The organism is Methylorubrum aminovorans, assembly GCF_022179725.1.
Taxonomy (GTDB): domain Bacteria; phylum Pseudomonadota; class Alphaproteobacteria; order Rhizobiales; family Beijerinckiaceae; genus Methylobacterium; species Methylobacterium aminovorans.
Map to the genome: position 1 here is coordinate 1 of NZ_BPRC01000084.1, position 1,279 is coordinate 1,279.

Below are 1,279 nucleotides of genomic sequence, written 5' to 3' on the forward strand. Positions count from 1 at the left end.
CGCCGCGGCGTGTAGGGGTTCCAGAACGTGTTCGGGTTGACCACGTACTGCACCACCGGCTCGAGGATCACGCCCGCGCCGACATCGAGATGCGCGTTGGCCTCGAACACGAACTTGTCGCGCGAATACGGTGCGCCCGAGCCGCCCGAGATGAAGTTCGCATCCGCGAGGAACTGCGTGTAGTTCTCCGACAGACGCTGCCAGTTCATCTTCAGGCCGTAGGTGTCGTTCGGCCGGCTCTGGTCGGGCGCCTGCAAGAGAACGCCGACGAACGAGTTGAAGCGGATCGGCACCGTCGGATCGAAGGCGTAGCCCGTGCCGGTGTAGAGCGAGATCGCGGTGGGGTGCGGGTTGGCGACCAGGCCGCCATCGGCGCGCCAGACCGTCTGCGTACCGGTCAGAACGATGCCGGACGTGCCCGTCTTCTGCAGCGCCGGGGTGCCGGGGTTGAGGCCGCGCGAGGTGCCCAGCACCGTCTTGAAGTTGTCGTCGTGGTCGGCCGTGTTGACGAAGCCGGTGAGCGAGGCGCGGCCCGGATAGGCGGTCATGGTGTAGTCGGTCTTGTAGCCGATCTCGGTCATCACGAGCGCGCCCGAGAGCCGCTCGTAGCCCCAGTCGTAGCCCGACAGAGCGTTGGTGCCGGGGTTCACCGAGAAGGCGCCGGCCTGGATGTAGGTCGAGGGTGAGAGCTGGTAGGCGGCGTTGGCGCCCCAGACGGCGTAGAGCGGCGAGGTGAAGCCGGCGTTGATGTAGAACAGGTCCTGGAAGCAGGAGTTGATCGAGTTGCACGGCGGCAGGCCGTAGTAGCGGTCGGGATGGGTGCGGCCGAACTCGACGACGAGGCGGTCGTCGAGGAGCTTCTGCTGATAGGTGAGCAGCGAGAGGCGGTTGGAGTTGGGGTTGAAGGGCGGCTGGTAGCCGAGCGTGGTGTCGCCGATATCGGCGGCCATGTTGAGGTTGCGGACGTTGCCGAAGAAGGTCTGGGTGAACTTGATGGCGCCCCCGGCGATGCCGGCCAGCCGCTGCATGTCGGCGGTCATGGAGAGGACGAAGTAGGTGGAGTTGGACTGCTCGCCGGTGCGCAGGCCGGCCGAGGGGTTGGCTTGGTAGAAGTTGTAGACGTTGACGTCGAAGGTGAGCCCGCGCTCGGCCATGTGGGTGGCCCAGGGGGCGAGCGGCCCGACGCGCACCGGATCGGCCGGCTTCTCGGCGATGCGGGGATCGGTGCGCGGCTGGGTCTGGTCGTTGAACTCGCCCACCGGTGAGGGCTGCTGCGCCA

At 67.0% G+C, this 1,279-nt stretch carries 1 protein-coding gene; it reads right to left on the minus strand.

The features are described from left to right. Window positions 1-1,279, minus strand: a 1,279-nt coding sequence (locus MFF24_RS28590) for a carbohydrate porin (protein WP_238229214.1), incomplete at both ends; no start/stop codon positions are given.